Below are 14,557 nucleotides of genomic sequence, written 5' to 3' on the forward strand. Positions count from 1 at the left end.
CTAGTGGGCCCTCAGCCGACCTTGGTGTCCGGGATACGGGCGACGTCCTGGGCGGAGGGCTGCGCGGGCACCTTGGGGCGGACTCCCGCCTCCTCGGCAGCGAGCAGTTCCTTCGCCTTGGCGGCGTAGATGTCGACGTACTCCTGGCCGGAGAGTTCCATGAGCGCGTACATGATCTCGTCGGTGATGGACCGCTCGATGAAGCGGTCGCCGGCGAGGCCCTCGTAGCGCGAGAAGTCGAGCGGCTTGCCGAAGCGGATCTCGAGGCGGCGCGGCCACCACATCTTCGAGCCGATCGGGTTGACCTTGTCGGTGCCGATCATGGCGACCGGGACCACGACGCCGCCGGATTCGAGCGCGATCCGCGCGACGCCGGTCTTGCCCTTGTACAGGCGGCCGTCCGGAGAGCGGGTGCCTTCGGGGTAGATGCCGAGGAGGTGTCCTTCGCGGACCAGCCGGGTCGCGGTGTCGAGCGCGGCCTGCGCGGCGTTGCCGCCGGAGCGGTCGATCGGGAACTGGCCGACGCCGGTGAAGAACCACTTCTTCAGCAGGCCCTTGAAGCCCTTTTCGGTGAAGTACTCCGATTTGGCCGGGAAGGTCACCTTGCGCTTGACGCGCAGCGGCATGAAGAAGGAGTCGGCCACCGCGAGGTGGTTGCCCGCGAGGATCGCGCCGCCGTCGTCGGGGATGTTCTCCGCGCCGACGACTTTGGTGGGCCACAGCGCCTTGAGCAGTGGCCCGATAAACACGTGTTTCATGAGCCAGTACAGCACTGCGAAAACTCCTCCTAGCAGCTCAACCCCTGCGCCCGATGGTCAAGACTACGAATCGCGCACCTCAGGCACAACGAAGTCCACCCGGTTACCCGCACCCAGCGACGGATCTCACACCCGATCCGGCCCGATTCCGGCAGTGGCCGGGGCCCCACAAGCCGCTCCGGTCGTGCGAACATAGTAGACCTACCCAGCTCTCACGGAAGGCGATCGCATGGCCGTCCTCGCCGGCGCGGAACCGTTCGCTCACACCGGTTCGACCGAAGCAGGGTTCCTGCTGTGCCACGGATTCACCGGCACTCCCGCGAGTATGCGGCCGTGGGGCGACCATCTGGCCGAAGCCGGTTACACGGTGCGCTGCCCGCTGCTCCCCGGGCACGGGACCCGGTGGCAGGACATGAACCGGACCGGCTGGGAGGACTGGTACGGCGCGGTCCGCGAAGAGCTGCTGGCGCTCTTCGCGACCTGCGACACGGTGTTCGTCGCCGGGATGTCGATGGGCGGGACGCTGACGCTGCGGCTGGCCGAGGAGTTCGGCGACCGGATCGCCGGCATCGTGCTGGTGAACCCGTCGGTCATGACGCTGCGCTGGGACGCCAAGCTGCTGCCCGTCCTCTCGCGGGTCCTGCCCTCGGTCCCGGGCGTGGCCAACGACATCGCGAAGCCCGGCGAGACCGAGCTGGCTTACTCGCGGACGCCTGTGCGCGCCGCGGCCAGCCTGGCGAAGCTGTGGAAACTCACCCGCGCGGATCTGCGCAAGGTGACCCAGCCGGTGCTCCTGCTCCACTCGGCCGTCGACCACATCGTGGAGCCGGTCAACTCCCAGGTGATCCTGGACGGGATCGGCAGCGACGACGTGACCGAGGTGGTGCTGGAGAACAGCTTCCACGTCGCCACGCAAGACCACGACGCGGGCCTGATCTTCACGCGTACGGTGGACTTCGCCCGGTCCGTGCGCCGGGCGGGACAGGTGGACGCCGGATGAGCAGAGGCAAGGACGGGCCGGAGGACGTCGACGCGACGTTCGCCGAGATCGTGGCCGACCTCCGTGCGGAGGGCGTCGGCCTCTTCCCGGAAGACGACCTGGAGAAACCGGCCGGGAAGACGGCGGAGAAGCCCGCCGAGAAGGCACCCCGCCCCGAGCCGTCGGACGCCGAACCCGAACCGGGCTGGCGCGGCGGCGGCACCAGCTGGGACAAGACCCTCTTCGAGGACGACCCGGCCGGGCCGGGCGACGACGAGGGCCACTTCGTGCCGCCCGAGCCGCCGCCCCTGCCGCGTCCGCGCAAGGGCGCGTTCATCGTCCTGCTGTTCTTCCTGCTCGGCCTGCTGCTGCTGATCGCGCCCACCCTGATCGGCATGGGCACCCGGCTCGGCACGCCGCTCGGGATCCTCGCCCTCGCGACCGCGATCGCCCTGCTCCTGCTGCGGGTGCGCCAGGGGCCGCCGCCCGGCGCGGATCCGCACAACGGCGCCCAGGTCTGATCTGCCGGACAATTCGGAAGATGAAGATCGACTTCACTCCCTCGCGCCGGTCGACGGTCGGCGCGGAATGGGAACTCGCCCTCGTCGACCGGCGGACCGGTGAGCTCTCGTCGGTCGCGGAACAGGTGCTCGACGCCGTCCGGCCCGACGGCCGGGAGGAGCATCCGAAGATCAAGCAGGAACTGCTGCTCAACACCATCGAGGTGATCAGCGGGATCTGCGACACGATCGCCGAGGTCAAGGCCGATCTGAACGACTCGCTGGACGTGGTGCATTCGGTGCTGGACCCGCTGGGCGTCGAGCTGTTCTCCGCCGGGTCGCATCCGTTCTCGACCTGGTACCAGCAGAAGGTCACCGACAAGGAGCGCTACGCCAAGCTCATCGACCGGACCCAGTGGTGGGGACGGCAGATGCTGATCTACGGCGTCCACGTGCACGTCGGCGTCGACCACCGGGACAAGGCCCTGCCGATCCTCGACGCCCTGCTCAAGTACGCGCCGCATCTGCAAGCGCTTTCGGCGTCTTCGCCGTACTGGGGCGCGGAGGACACCGGGTACGCGTCGAACCGCGCGCTGATGTTCCAGCAGCTGCCGACGGCCGGGCTGCCGTTCCAGTTCCGGAAGTGGACCGAGCTGGAGAGCTACGTCGACGACATGTTCACCACGGGCGTGATCGACCATTTCTCCGAGATCCGCTGGGACATCCGGCCCGCGCCGCATTTCGGGACGGTCGAGATGCGGGTGTGCGACGGGCTGCCGACGCTGGAGGAGGTCGGCGCGATCTCCGCGCTGACCCAATGCCTGGTCGACGACTTCAGCGCGCGCCTCGACGACGGCGAGATCCTGCCGACGCTGCCGCCGTGGCACGTCCAGGAGAACAAGTGGCGCGCGGCGCGGTACGGCGTCGACGCGATCGTCATCCTCGACGCGGCGGGCAACGAGCGGCTCGTCACCGACGACACCTACGACCTGCTGAACCGGCTCGAACCGGTGGCCCGGCGCCTGGACTGCGCCGACGAGCTGCGGTCGGTGGAGACCATCCTGGCCTACGGGCCCAGCTACCTGCGTCAGCGCGCGGTGGCGAAGCAGTACAACGGCAGCCTGCGCGCCGTCGTCGCTTCGCTCATCGCGGAGATGCGGGACGGGAAGATCGCGCGTCCCTGACCAGGACCGCATTCAGAGGACTAAATGCGGGAGTCGAGGTGTCCCAAAAGGGTGCCGGGGCCGAAGGTCGAAGCGCCCAGGGCCTCGACGCGGGAACGCAGCTCCCGGTCGGCGGTCACCACGACGACGTGGTCGTCCGGGCCCGCGGCGCGGGCTTCACGCGTGACGGCGACGATCGTGTCGTCGCCTTCGCCGTCGGCCTCGACGACCTCGACACCCGGCACCGGCTCGACTCCCCGCGCCTTGCCCTCGACGACCAGCACGACCTTCGGCCACCACGACCATCCGCCGCCCCCGGGCAGGGCCGGATCGGCGAGCCCGGTCTCGGACAGGCTCACGAGCTTGTCCCGCAACCGTTCCGCGGCGCCGCGCCGGTCACGCCACCAGCCGTCCGGCCGCGATCCGACGACGTTCGCGCCGTCGACCACCAGTACCAGCCCGCGATCCAAGTGTTCCCTCAATCCCGGCCACGCCGCCGCGAAGTCGCGATGCAGCCGGAAGTCCGCGACCTCGCCCGCGCGTACCCATCGCAGTTCCGCGCTCTCCGCGCTCTTCACCCTGGCCGAAAGCGGGCCGATCGGCGCGGCGAGCACCGTGGTGTAGCGCCAGTTCCCGTGGTCGACGTGCGACGCGGCCAGCGGCCGGACCCGGGCGGGCGGGATGTCGGCCTCCTCGTGCGCCTCGCGGGTGGCCGCCTCGCGCGGGCTCTCCCCCGCCTCGACGGCGCCACCGGGCAGCGCCCAGGTGCGTCCATGGTGGACCCACCAGGCCCGCCGCTGCAGCAGGACCCCGCGTGCGGGATCGGACAGCAGCAAGCCGGCCGCGCCGTTCAAGCCCCAGTGAAGATGCCCGAAGTCGCACTTCACGAAGCCGTTGCCGTCCTGCCGGGTCACCGCTTCAGCGTGTCACACCGATCTCGGCACCGGGAGCCTTCGCCGCGTCGGCGGCGAGGGCGGCGGCACCGACGATCGCCGAATCGTCGCCGTGGTGCGCGGCCCGGATGCGTGCCAGCGGACGGTGCCCGGCGCCGGTGATCTTGTCCGCGTAGTGCTCGCGGGCCTCGTCGAGGAACAGCGGAGCCGATTCGGACACGCCGCCGCCGATCACGATGAGCTCGGGATCGAAGACGTCGGCGACCAGCGCCAGCCCCTCGGCGAGCCACTTCGCCAGTTCGGTCATCGCGCGCTGGGCGATCGGGTCGCCGTCGCGGGCGGCCCCGGCGACCCGGCGGCCGGTGACCGAGCCGGGGTCTCCCCTGGTCTCGCGCGCGAGCACGGTCGAGCGGCCGGGATGCCGGGCGAGCAGTTCCACCGCCGTCGCGGCCAGCGCCGTCCCGCTGCAGTACCGCTCCCAGCAGCCGTATTTCCCGCACGGGCAGGGCCTGCCGCCGGGGACGACGGTCAGGTGCCCGAGTTCGGGTGCGACGCCGTACGCGCCCCGGTAGATCTTGCCGTCGAGCAGGAGTCCCGCGCCGATCCCGGTGCCGAGGGCGATCAGCGCGGCGACATGAGCGCCGCGGGCGGCTCCGAAGCGGTATTCGCCGACCGCGGCGGCGTTCACGTCGTGTTCCAGGGTCACCGGCAGGCCGACCCGCTTTTCGATGCGCTCGGCGACCGGCGCGGCACGCCAGGACAGATGCGGCGCGAACATCACCGTCCGCCGGTCCTTCGCGACGAACCCGGCGACCGCGAGCCCGACGCCGGACACGTCGTGCCGGTTGCGGAGGTCTTCGACGACCCCGGCGATGGCGTCTTCGAGCGCGTCCTCCCCGCTGGGCGTCCCGACCCTGGCGGTGTCCATCAGCGAGCCGTGCTCGTCCACCACGCCGGCGCGCACACTCGTGCCCCCGACGTCCACCCCTACCGTCAGCAACTCAGTTCTCCCGGTCCGGCTGCCAAGCGTCGCGCCTGGTCACCGTGATGTGCTGGACCCGCGAAGCTCCCATCGGCTCATCTTCGGCCGCGGGCTCCTTCCGCGCAGGCTGGAACCCCGGCATGTGTACGCCTGCCTCGGGTTCCCACCGATCGGCGAGCACCGCCCGCAGCAACGCGACGAGCTGCGCGGCCTGCTCCATCAGGCGGGCCACGAACTCGGGCCGTTCGCCGCGGAAGACCCCGACGATCGCGCAGAGCGGGCACCACCCGTCGGCGTCGTGGTCGGTGCAGCCGTGCCCGGCGGAGATCAGGCCCTCCAGCCACGGCGCGGCGTGCTCGACGACCAGTTCGACCAGGAGCCGGATCTCTTCGGCCAGTTCGAGCGGCTTCGATCCGGTGTACTCGTTGTTCTCGCTCACCCGGGTCCCCGGTTCCCGGCCAGGCTCACGACCAGGCCGTGCGCGTCGGATTCCGCACCGGTGATCCGGCACGGGCGCAACATCTCCGGCAGCGCGATCAGCCGCCGGAAACCGTCCACGGTGACGGCGAGATCATCGTCCACTCTGGCCAGGTCCACTTCGGAATCGAGGTGCAGGGGCACCGCGATGCGCAGCTCGTAGCCGCCGTCCGATTCGGACACCTGCAGCAGCGGGGTCACCCCTTTTTCGTTCCCTGCCAAGGGATCCAGCCCTTGGTAAAGCTCGTACGCGATTTCCTGCAGGGCTTCGAGCCCCACCGGCTCGACGGCACGATGCTCGACGGGTTTCACCTGTCCCGGCCCGAAACCGGCGTCGGCGAGTTCGGTGAGGACGGCGTTCTGCTGGGTGCGCCGGGTCCGCATCCACGTGGCCGCGGCGCCGCGCCAGAACCCGGGCGCGGGCATGAGCCGGTTGACGATCAGGCCGTCGACCAGGATTCCGCGCAGGGCAAGGGAACTGAGCGTGCGGCGGGCTTCGGCGACGACGACGCGCTCCGGCGTCAGCACGAGCCGCACGGTGGTGGTGGCCGGATCGGTCAGCAGCGCGCGCAGCGACTCCAGATGCGCGCCGAGCCGCCGCACCGCGGCCGCCGTCCGCCGCGCGCCCGGTTTGAACATCCTCGACAGGTAGCCGGAGACGGCTTCGGGCAAGGCCAGCAGGCGCAGCGTTTCCGCGGTCGGTCCACAGTCGACGACGACCGTCTCCCAGGGACCGTGCTCGGCGAGACGCTGGACCTCGGTGAGGGCGAGGAGTTCGTCGACGCCGGGCACCACGGTGAGTTCCTCGGCGTCGAGCGAGTCGAGGCCCACTCCCGCGAGCGCGGTCTGCAGTTCCCGCCGGAGTTCGCGCCAGGTGCTGTCCACGAGGCCGCGGGTGTCGATCTGGGCGGCGTGGAGCAGCGTGTCCACTTCGGACGGTTCACCGCCGAGCGGGCGGCCGAAGGCGTCACCGAGGGAATGCGCCGGGTCGGTCGAGACCACGAGCGTCTTCCTGCCCCGCCCGGCCAGTGCCGCCGCCGTCGCCGCGGCCAGCGTGGTCTTGCCGACACCCCCCTTGCCGGTGAACAGCAGGATCCGCATGCCTACCCTTCGACTCAGGATGCTTCAGCGCGCTTCTTGAGCTCCTTGAGCGCGGTGTCCATGACCATCTTCTCGGCCTTGCGGCGCAGCAGCCCGATCATCGGCAGCGCCAGCTCGACGGACAGCGTATACGTGACCTTGGTGCGCCCGGCGCCCAGCGCTTCGAGGGCGTAACGGCCGTTCTGGGCCTTCTGCATCTGGCCCTTGACCAGGTGCCAGCTGACTCCGTGGCCGTCGGCGTCCCAGTCGTACTCGAGGGTGTAGACGTCCTTGATGGGTCCGGCGTCGAGGGTGAGTTTCACCTGTTTGGCGCGGCCGTCGGCGTCCTCGCCGAGCACCTCGGTCTCCCGGACGGCCTTGGCCCATTCCGGGTACGCGGGAAAGTCGGCGATGACGGCCATGACCCGCTCGGGCTCGGCGTCGACCTCGATGGATTGCGTGGACTGCTCGGCCATGAACGCAGCCTAGCCGGAGCCGAGGGTCACCAGCGCAGCACGTACGGCTGTGCGGTCTCTTTGAAGTGACCGACGTTACGGCATTCGGTCCTGCCGAGCCTCGTCCTCGGGGTCAGCGGCTGGTGGACGTGCCCGAAGACCGACCAGCGCGGCCGCTGCTCGCGGATGAGGTCCACCAGCGCCGCCGAGCCGATCTCGGACCGCCGCGCGATCACGTCGTAGGTCAGTTCCGGGACGGCGGGCGGGATGTGGGTGCACAGGACGTCGACGTTCTCCAGCCCGGCGACCGCGGCGTCGTACTCCTCGCGGGTGCGCAGGTACGGCCGCCAGAAGCCGTTGCGGCGCGGGACCACGTTCGGCGGGAGCAGCGCGCCGCCGATGAACCCCAGCCGCAGGCCGCCGAACTCGGCGACCTCGCCGTCGAGGACGGTGATGCCGTCGCCGGCGAACTCCGGCCACAGCGAGGGGTCGTCGACGTTGCCGGGGGTCGCGAACGTCGGCGCGGTCAGCGCGCCGAACAGGACGCCGTACTGGTCGTGGATCGCCTCGCCGACGGCGGCGGCCGGATCGGCCAAAGTGGCCCACAACGATCGCGAGAAGGCAACGGTCTCATCACGAGTGCCCTCACGCCGCAGGCGCGCGAACTCGCCGACCTTCTCGGCGCCGAACAGCGCGCCCATGATGCCCTTGTCGTGCTCGCGGTAGTCGACGAAGTCCAGCAGGTCGCCCAGGACGATCAGCGCGTCGGCGCCGTCACCCGCGCGTTTGAGCGCGTCGGCGTTGCCGTGCACGTCCGACACCACGTGAACCCGCATGCTCTCCCCTACTCGGCCCGGGGGCCGACCCCGGGCTCCCGCCCGTCCTCCAGGACCTCTTTGAGCCCGAGCGCGATCGCCTTGGCGGCACGGGCACGGCGGTCGAACTCGCGGCGCAATTCCCGTGGTGCCAGGCCGATCGGCTCCCCGTCGGGACCGGCGGGGGTGGCGCGCAGGAAGTAGTGCAGCAAGGTGCCGTCGAGCACCGGCTCGAGCCAGACCTCCATCGTACCGATCAAGGCACCGCGCACGGTCCAGCGCAATCCCTGGTCCCCGCGGTCGGTGTAGACCTCCAGGACGAGGTCCGGCCAATAACGTGACCAAGATCGCGGATCCGCGAAAGCGGCGGCCACGGTGGAGGGCGGGACCACGAGGAAGGTCTCGTCGACGATGTCGAGAGCTGGCGGCGCCTGGTTCACAGCGGCAGAATGTCATGCCCTGGGTATGGCCGATTCGTCAGCATGGTCTTAAGGTGCACGGCACGCTAAGTTGACTGGCGGGTAACACCGGTCACACCACTTGCACGCGAACACGGAGGTTCCTCGTGCGCGAATACAGCGCCCCCGCCGCCACTCCGGTGACCGACGACGAAAATCTCGCCGACGTCGTCTGGGCGAACGCCGAGCGGTTCTCCGATGTGGTGAGTTTCCGCCGTCAGGTCGACGGTACCTGGTTGGACGTCACCGCCAAAGACTTCGCCGCCCAGGTTCTGGCCGTGGCCAAGGGAATGGCACAGGCGGGCATCGCTCCGGGCGACCGGGTCGGGCTCATGTCGAAGACCCGCTACGAATGGACCCTGATCGACTTCGCGATCTGGGCCGCCGGCGCGGTCACCGTCCCGATCTACGACACCTCGTCGGCCGAGCAGGTCCACTGGATCCTCTCGGATTCGGCCGCGAAGGCCGTCTTCGTCGAGACCGACGAGCACGTCGCGACCCTGGAAACCGTCAAGGGCCGCCTCGACGCGCTGGAGCACACCTGGCAGATCGAAGCGGGTGCCGTCGACCAGCTCACCGAGCAGGGCGCCGACCTCGGCGACGACGATCTGCATGAGCGCCGCCGCACGGTGAAGGCCGGCGACCTGGCCACGATCGTGTACACCTCGGGCACGACCGGCCGCCCCAAGGGCGTCGAGCTGACCCACCGGAACCTCCTCGCCGAGATCCGTGCCGACATCGCCGCGTTCCCGCAGCTGATGGAGCAGGGCAACTCGCTGCTGGTGTTCCTGCCGCTCGCGCACGTCCTCGCGCGCGCCATCGCGGTGACCGCGCTCAGCGCGCGCGTGACCCTCGGGCACACGTCGGACGTCAAGAACCTCGTCGCCGACCTCGGCACCTTCCGGCCGACGTTCGTCGTCGCCGTGCCGCGCGTGTTCGAGAAGGTCTACAACGGCGCGAAGCAGAAGGCGCACGGCGACGGCAAGGGCAAGATCTTCGACGCCGCCGAAGCCACCGCGGTCGCCTACAGCCAGGCGCAGGACACCGGCGGCGCCGGGCTGGGCCTGAAGGTCAAGCACGCGCTGTTCGACAAGCTGGTGTTCAGCAAGCTCCGCGCGGCCCTCGGCGGCCGGTGCGTCGCAGCGGTGTCCGGTGGTGCCCCGCTCGGCGTGCGGCTGGCGCACTTCTTCCGCGGCATCGGTGTCCCGGTGTTCGAGGGTTACGGCCTGACCGAGACCTCCGCGGCGGCCTGCGTCGGCACCCAGACCGGGTTCCGCGTCGGCACGGTGGGCCGCCCGGTCGCCGGCACTTCGGTCCGGATCGCCGAAGACGGCGAGATCCTGCTGAAGGGCGACGTCGTGTTCGGCGGCTACTTCAACAACGCCGAAGCGACCGCCGAAGCGCTGGAGGACGGCTGGTTCCACACCGGCGACCTCGGCGAGCTGGACGACGACGGCTTCTTGAAGATCACCGGGCGCAAGAAGGAGATCATCGTCACCGCGGGCGGCAAGAACGTCGCTCCGTCCGGGCTCGAGGACACCATCAAGGCCAGCCCGCTGGTCAGCCAGGCGATGGTCGTCGGCGACCAGCGGCCGTTCATCGGCGCGCTGATCACCATCGACGAGGAGTACTTCCCGTCGTGGAAGTCGCAGCACGGCAAGCCTTCCGACGCGTCGGTGTCCGATCTGGCCGACGACGCCGAACTGCGCGCCGAGATCCAGACGGCCGTGGACCAGGCCAACAGCGCGGTGTCGCAGGCCGAGGCGATCAAGAAGTTCACGATCCTCTCGAAGGACTTCACCGAGGCGGGCGGGGAGATCACGCCGAGCCTGAAGCTGAAGCGCAACATCGTGAACAAGAACTACGCGACCGACATCGAGGCCCTCTACAAGAAGTAGCCTTTCGCGCGTGAAGGCCCCCTTTCCTCGGCTGAGCCGAGGGAAGGGGGCCTTCACGTACTTCCGGCTACCAGTTCTGGTAAGTCCCGGTCTGCGGTCCGTTCGCGTTCGCGTCCTTCACGAGACCCCGGAAGCCGGCACCACCCTTGTTGCACAGCGACTGCGTGTTGACCGAGACGCCGGTGGCGTTGGCGCGCTGCACATCGTCGTCGATGAGCATGCCGCCGCTGACCACCTGCAGGATCACCTCGTCACCGATGCGCATGCTCTTGCCCTGCGCGTGGATGCACCCGTTGTCGTTGTTGCGCCACAGGTACACCTGCCTGCCGAACGAGCTCGCATAGCCCACCTGCGTGTACGTGGCGGCGTGTGCGGCCGGCGCGCTCACCACGGCCAGCCCCGTCACCGCGAAGGTGGCGAGCAGGAGCGCACGAACCTTGTTGTACATCATTGACCCCCAGGAGTGATTTGGTCGGTACGCCGCGTACCGTACTGATGATCGACAAGCATCACCTGGGAATCTCGCGACGTATGACCGGCATCACAGTGGTGGTTCACCCGGTGATCTTCGCGTCCCATTCGATATGGTGCCGATAAAGCCAGTTCCGGTCCCGATCGGACGTCGTGCTCGCAGACACCGCCGCGCTGCTGGCCACCAACTGCTCCACCCGCGCCCGCCGCAGCCGCTCGTAGGCCGCGAAAGCCGTTGGCGCGTCAGGAAGATCCCGCAAGCACTGGGCCAGCACGACACTGTCCTCCAGCGCCATCGACGCCCCCTGCCCGGCTGCGGGCGACGCCGCGTGCGCCGCGTCGCCGACGAGCACCATCGACTCGGTGAACCACACCGGTGTCGAGGGCACGTCGTAGGAATGTCCGCCGAAGACCTCGTCCCCGGTGGACTGGATGATTTCCGCGGCGGGCAACGGTTCCCCGTCGAAAGCGGCGAAAGCGGCCGCGCGCCATTCGGCCGGGGTCAGGCCGGAGCGCACGCCTTCGGCCGTGGGAAGCCGCGCGAACCAGTACGTCGAGCCGTCGGGAGTGCTGGTGTAGCCGAAGTAGGCGTGCAGGCTCTGGATCATCCGATAGAGGGAAGGCGCCTGCGGGATGCTCGTGTCGGTCGTGTAGCCGTAGACGACGTCGAGGCCCGTCGAGCGCGGCGGCGGGCAGTCCGGGTCGATGATCGTCCGGACGACCGACCGCAGGCCGTCGGCGCCGATGAGGATGTCGCCCTCGGCCACGGAACCGTCCTCGAACCGGGCGATCCCCGGCGACGCGGAAACCAGCCGCTTCCCGCGTTCGAAGGTGATCCCGCGCGAGATCACCTCCTCCTGCAACGCGCGGTAAAGCGCCGCCCGCTTCATCGTGCGCGGCCCGGCAAGGCCGTCGATGTCGAAGGAACGCCGATCGACGGTCCGCCCGTCCGGCGTCACGAGTTCCAGACCCCCCGCGCCGAACGAAATGTCGATCACCGGTGCCTCGGCGCCGATCGCGCGCAGGGCGTCCATGCCGTTGTGCATGATCGTCAGGAACGCGCCCGCGTCCTCGCCGCCGGACGGGTACGCCTCGTGGACGCTCGCCTCGATCCCGGCCCGGCGCAACGCCATCGCGGTCACCGTGCCGGAGATGCCGCCGCCGATGATCACTGCCTTCACCGCGAACCCCCTGTCGTGTCGCCGGTCCTCGACGGTACCGGGAAACGGCGACACGACAGAGGGAGATCACGCGCCGCCGCTGGCGACGATGTCGCCGTTGACGCCCTTGGGGAAGAACCCGCCCTCCTTCACCGCGCCCGGGTTCAGGTAGACGACGTTCAGCACGCGGTCGGCGCCGCGGCCGAAGCAGATGCCGTTCTGGTCGGTCGGCACGATGTTGGCCTGGTTGCCGAGCAGGACACCCTGGTCGTCGTCACCGGGGCCGTCGAGGGCGTCGCGCGCGTTGGAGATCTTGGCGGCCGCGTCGCCGAGTTCCCGGTCGAACAGCGCGGTCCGGATGGTGGCGGCGTGGTAGGCCTCGGCAGCCAGGATGCCCGCGGCCGCGTCCAGGAACGTCTTGTTGGTGATCAGCGGGGCGGCGCCCTTGTAGGCCGTCACGCCGACGTCCTCGAACAGGAACGCCGCCAGCAGGAAGTTCTTCTCGCTGGCGAACGGGTCGAACTGCTGGTACTCGCTGACCAGCCCGGCGGCGCGAGCGGCGGCCGTGAAGCTGTTCTTCAGGTCGATCTCGGGCCGCGACACCGCGGCCTCGCCGAGCGCCCCGCGCAGGAACTTGACGTGCGCGACCTCGTCGCCCGCGATCTCCTTCGCGAACTGGTGCAGCGCCTTGTCGTGGAACATCACCTTCTTGCCGCCGGAGACACCGCCCTGGGTGCCGGCGCCGCCGGTGAGGTCGTCCGGCAGCCCGCGGCCGTGGACGGCGAAGGAGTAGAACTCGGCTTCGAGGTACTCCAGGTTGAGCGCGAAGTTGAGCACGGCGGCGTCGCTGGGCGCACCCGCGGCGGCAGCGGCGGCGTCACCCGTGGCCGAAGCCGACGAAGTGGCCTGGACCCCGAGGTAGGTCGCGCCGACCACACCGAGCCCCGCCGCGCCCGCGGCCTTCAGGAACCGGCGGCGATCCGTGCGGTTCTCCGCGCTGCGGGAGATCAGGGTACGAACGAAGGGCTTTCCGAACACGAGTGGTTCCTCTCGTCTTTGCGGTGCACACCCACCCACTCGGACGTTCGGAACCACCCGTGACCCGGATTGGAGAAGATCTCGAACTTATTTCTTCGTCGCCGCGGCAAGGCGAACGCAGACCGCGAGACCGCGGATGGCCTCTTCCACCTCGGCCAGCTCGGGGTACGTCGGCGCGATGCGGATGACGGCGTCCTCGGGGTCGTCGCCGTACGGGTGGGTCGCGCCGGCCGGGGTCAGGGCGATCCCCGCCTCCTTGGCCAGCCGCACGACCTCCTTGGCGGTCCCGGACGGCACGGTCAGCGAGATGAAGTACCCGCCGGTCGGCTTGGTCCAGGACGCGAGGCCCGATTCGCCCAGTTCCTTGGTGAGGATCTCGTCGACGGCCGCGAACTTCGGCCCGATGAGCTCGGCGTGCTTGCGCATGTGCTCGCGGACGCCGTCCTCGTCGCGCAGGAACTGCGCGTGGCGGAGCTGGTTGACCTTGTCCGGGCCGATGGTCCGCTTGCCGATGAGGCCGGTCCACCAGGCCAGGTTCGCCTCGGACGCGCCGAAGAAGCCGACACCGCCACCCGCGTAGGTGACCTTCGAGGTGGAGCCGAAGACGAACACGCGGTCGGCGTTGCCCGCCTCGGTGGCCAGCGCGAGCAGGTCGGCCAGCGGCGCCTCGTCCTCGGTGAGGTGGTGCACGGCGTAGGCGTTGTCCCAGAAGATCCGGAAGTCCGGGGCGGCCGTGGTCATCGTCGCCAGGCGGCGCACGGTGTCGTCACTGTAGGTGACACCGGTCGGGTTGCTGTACTTCGGCACGCACCAGATGCCCTTGACCGCGGCGTCCTCGGCGACGAGCCGCTCGACGACCTCCATGTCCGGGCCGGTCTCGGTCAGCGGCACCTGGATCAGCTCGATCCCGAAGCGCTCGGCCAGCGCGAAGTGGCGGTCGTAGCCCGGCACGGGGCACAGGAACTTGACGCTCGGCTCGTCGGCCCAGCGGCGCTCGGCGCCCGGGAGCTTGCTGAGGAAGGCCTGCACGATCGAGTCGTGCATGAGCTCCAGGCTGGAGTTCCCCGCGGCCAGCAGCTGCTCGGCCGGGACCTGCAGCGGCCCGGCGAAGATGCGGCGGAGCTCGGGCAGGCCCTTGAGGCCGCCGTAGTTGCGGACGTCCGTGCCGTCCTCGGCCTTGCGCACGTCTCCGGGGAGGGCGAGCAGCCCGTCGGCGAGGTCCAGCTGGCGAGGGGACGGCTTGCCGCGGGTGATGTCCAGGGAGAGGCCACGGTCGACGAGGGCCGCGTAGTCGCGGCGGGCGCTCTCGACATCGACAGGTGCAGTGGTCATGCCTAACGCTAAACCCGGCGGCGGTCCGGCGTGAGACGAGGGTGGCCCTAGGCCCGCGCGCACATGATCCGATAACGGTTCCGGCGCGTTTTTCAGCA

16 protein-coding genes are annotated in these 14,557 nt (G+C 69.8%); 4 read left to right on the forward strand and 12 right to left on the reverse strand.

Features of this window, described 5'->3' with window-relative positions; translation table 11 throughout:
* Positions 1-11: 11 nt before the first annotated feature.
* The gene (locus tag DMC61_RS08325; protein WP_016332794.1) at positions 12-773 is read right to left on the reverse strand and encodes a 1-acyl-sn-glycerol-3-phosphate acyltransferase; all 762 of its coding nucleotides are present in this window, start codon (positions 771-773) and stop codon (positions 12-14) included.
* Positions 774-987: 214 nt separating this feature from the next.
* Between DMC61_RS08325 and DMC61_RS08330 the strand changes: the two genes are divergently transcribed.
* Genes DMC61_RS08330 through DMC61_RS08340 form a run of 3 tightly spaced genes read left to right on the forward strand, consistent with a single transcriptional unit; the run spans position 988 to position 3,421 of the window.
* On the forward strand, positions 988-1,758 hold the full coding sequence (locus DMC61_RS08330) for a carboxylesterase (protein WP_125688195.1): 771 nt from the start codon (positions 988-990) through the stop codon (positions 1,756-1,758).
* A complete protein-coding gene (locus DMC61_RS08335; protein ID WP_125688197.1) occupies positions 1,755-2,258 on the forward strand; it encodes a hypothetical protein in 504 nt (167 codons plus the stop codon). Before DMC61_RS08330 ends, DMC61_RS08335 begins: the two co-directional genes overlap by 4 nt.
* A 20-nt stretch (positions 2,259-2,278) precedes the next feature.
* Positions 2,279-3,421, forward strand: a complete 1,143-nt coding sequence (locus tag DMC61_RS08340) for a glutamate--cysteine ligase (RefSeq protein ID WP_125688198.1) — start codon at positions 2,279-2,281, stop codon at positions 3,419-3,421.
* Positions 3,422-3,441: 20 nt separating this feature from the next.
* Here the strand turns inward: DMC61_RS08340 and DMC61_RS08345 are convergent, their stop codons facing one another.
* From DMC61_RS08345 to DMC61_RS08375, 7 genes are read right to left on the reverse strand one after another with little or no spacing between them, the layout of a single operon-like run.
* A complete protein-coding gene (locus DMC61_RS08345; RefSeq protein WP_125688200.1) occupies positions 3,442-4,314 on the reverse strand; it encodes an NUDIX domain-containing protein in 873 nt (290 codons plus the stop codon).
* Positions 4,315-4,318: 4 nt separating this feature from the next.
* Positions 4,319-5,278 (reverse strand): ROK family protein, encoded by a 960-nt coding sequence (locus tag DMC61_RS08350; RefSeq protein ID WP_016332789.1) that lies wholly within the window; start codon positions 5,276-5,278, stop codon positions 4,319-4,321.
* Between the two features lie 16 nt (positions 5,279-5,294).
* On the reverse strand, positions 5,295-5,714 hold the full coding sequence (locus tag DMC61_RS08355; RefSeq protein ID WP_016332788.1) for a hypothetical protein: 420 nt from the start codon (positions 5,712-5,714) through the stop codon (positions 5,295-5,297).
* Entirely contained in the window at positions 5,711-6,853 is a 1,143-nt protein-coding gene (locus DMC61_RS08360) for an ArsA family ATPase (RefSeq protein WP_125688202.1), read from the reverse strand. The genes DMC61_RS08355 and DMC61_RS08360 overlap by 4 nt, the downstream gene beginning before the upstream one ends.
* A 14-nt stretch (positions 6,854-6,867) precedes the next feature.
* The gene (locus DMC61_RS08365; RefSeq protein ID WP_125688204.1) at positions 6,868-7,308 is read right to left on the reverse strand and encodes an SRPBCC family protein; all 441 of its coding nucleotides are present in this window, start codon (positions 7,306-7,308) and stop codon (positions 6,868-6,870) included.
* A 26-nt stretch (positions 7,309-7,334) separates the two neighbouring features.
* Entirely contained in the window at positions 7,335-8,123 is a 789-nt protein-coding gene (locus DMC61_RS08370; protein WP_125688206.1) for a metallophosphoesterase, read from the reverse strand.
* An 8-nt stretch (positions 8,124-8,131) separates the two neighbouring features.
* Entirely contained in the window at positions 8,132-8,542 is a 411-nt protein-coding gene (locus tag DMC61_RS08375; RefSeq protein ID WP_072028015.1) for a polyketide cyclase / dehydrase and lipid transport, read from the reverse strand.
* A 125-nt stretch (positions 8,543-8,667) separates the two neighbouring features.
* On the opposite strand from DMC61_RS08375, the gene DMC61_RS08380 reads away from it, so the two are divergent.
* Entirely contained in the window at positions 8,668-10,458 is a 1,791-nt protein-coding gene (locus tag DMC61_RS08380) for a long-chain fatty acid--CoA ligase (protein ID WP_125688208.1), read from the forward strand.
* Between the two features lie 67 nt (positions 10,459-10,525).
* Here DMC61_RS08380 and DMC61_RS08385 read toward each other — a convergent pair whose 3' ends face one another.
* The 4 genes from DMC61_RS08385 to DMC61_RS08400 form a co-directional block, all read right to left on the reverse strand.
* Entirely contained in the window at positions 10,526-10,906 is a 381-nt protein-coding gene (locus DMC61_RS08385) for a hypothetical protein (RefSeq protein ID WP_016332782.1), read from the reverse strand.
* Positions 10,907-11,012: 106 nt separating this feature from the next.
* Positions 11,013-12,110 (reverse strand): NAD(P)/FAD-dependent oxidoreductase, encoded by a 1,098-nt coding sequence (locus tag DMC61_RS08390; protein ID WP_125688210.1) that lies wholly within the window; start codon positions 12,108-12,110, stop codon positions 11,013-11,015.
* Positions 12,111-12,176: 66 nt separating this feature from the next.
* Positions 12,177-13,127, reverse strand: coding sequence for a ferritin-like domain-containing protein (locus DMC61_RS08395; RefSeq protein ID WP_125688212.1), 951 nt, complete (start codon positions 13,125-13,127; stop codon positions 12,177-12,179).
* 87 nt (positions 13,128-13,214) lie between these two features.
* Complete coding sequence (locus tag DMC61_RS08400) at positions 13,215-14,459, reverse strand: aminotransferase class I/II-fold pyridoxal phosphate-dependent enzyme (RefSeq protein ID WP_016332779.1); 1,245 nt, start codon at positions 14,457-14,459, stop codon at positions 13,215-13,217.
* Between the last annotated feature and the right edge of the window lie 98 nt (positions 14,460-14,557).

The sequence above is a fragment of the Amycolatopsis sp. WAC 04169 genome (genome assembly GCF_003947535.1).
In the GTDB taxonomy this organism is placed as follows: Bacteria; Actinomycetota; Actinomycetes; order Mycobacteriales; family Pseudonocardiaceae; genus Amycolatopsis; species Amycolatopsis keratiniphila.

Coding starts and splice junctions, on each gene's coding strand:
- DMC61_RS08335 (WP_125688197.1), top strand. CDS start 1,755: ATGAGCAGAGGCAAGGACGGGCCGGAGGACGTCGACGCGACGTTCGCC.
- DMC61_RS08370 (WP_125688206.1), bottom strand. CDS start 8,123: ATGCGGGTTCACGTGGTGTCGGACGTGCACGGCAACGCCGACGCGCTC.
- DMC61_RS08365 (WP_125688204.1), bottom strand. CDS start 7,308: ATGGCCGAGCAGTCCACGCAATCCATCGAGGTCGACGCCGAGCCCGAG.
- DMC61_RS08400 (WP_016332779.1), bottom strand. CDS start 14,459: ATGACCACTGCACCTGTCGATGTCGAGAGCGCCCGCCGCGACTACGCG.
- DMC61_RS08360 (WP_125688202.1), bottom strand. CDS start 6,853: ATGCGGATCCTGCTGTTCACCGGCAAGGGGGGTGTCGGCAAGACCACG.
- DMC61_RS08340 (WP_125688198.1), top strand. CDS start 2,279: ATGAAGATCGACTTCACTCCCTCGCGCCGGTCGACGGTCGGCGCGGAA.
- DMC61_RS08330 (WP_125688195.1), top strand. CDS start 988: ATGGCCGTCCTCGCCGGCGCGGAACCGTTCGCTCACACCGGTTCGACC.
- DMC61_RS08385 (WP_016332782.1), bottom strand. CDS start 10,906: ATGTACAACAAGGTTCGTGCGCTCCTGCTCGCCACCTTCGCGGTGACG.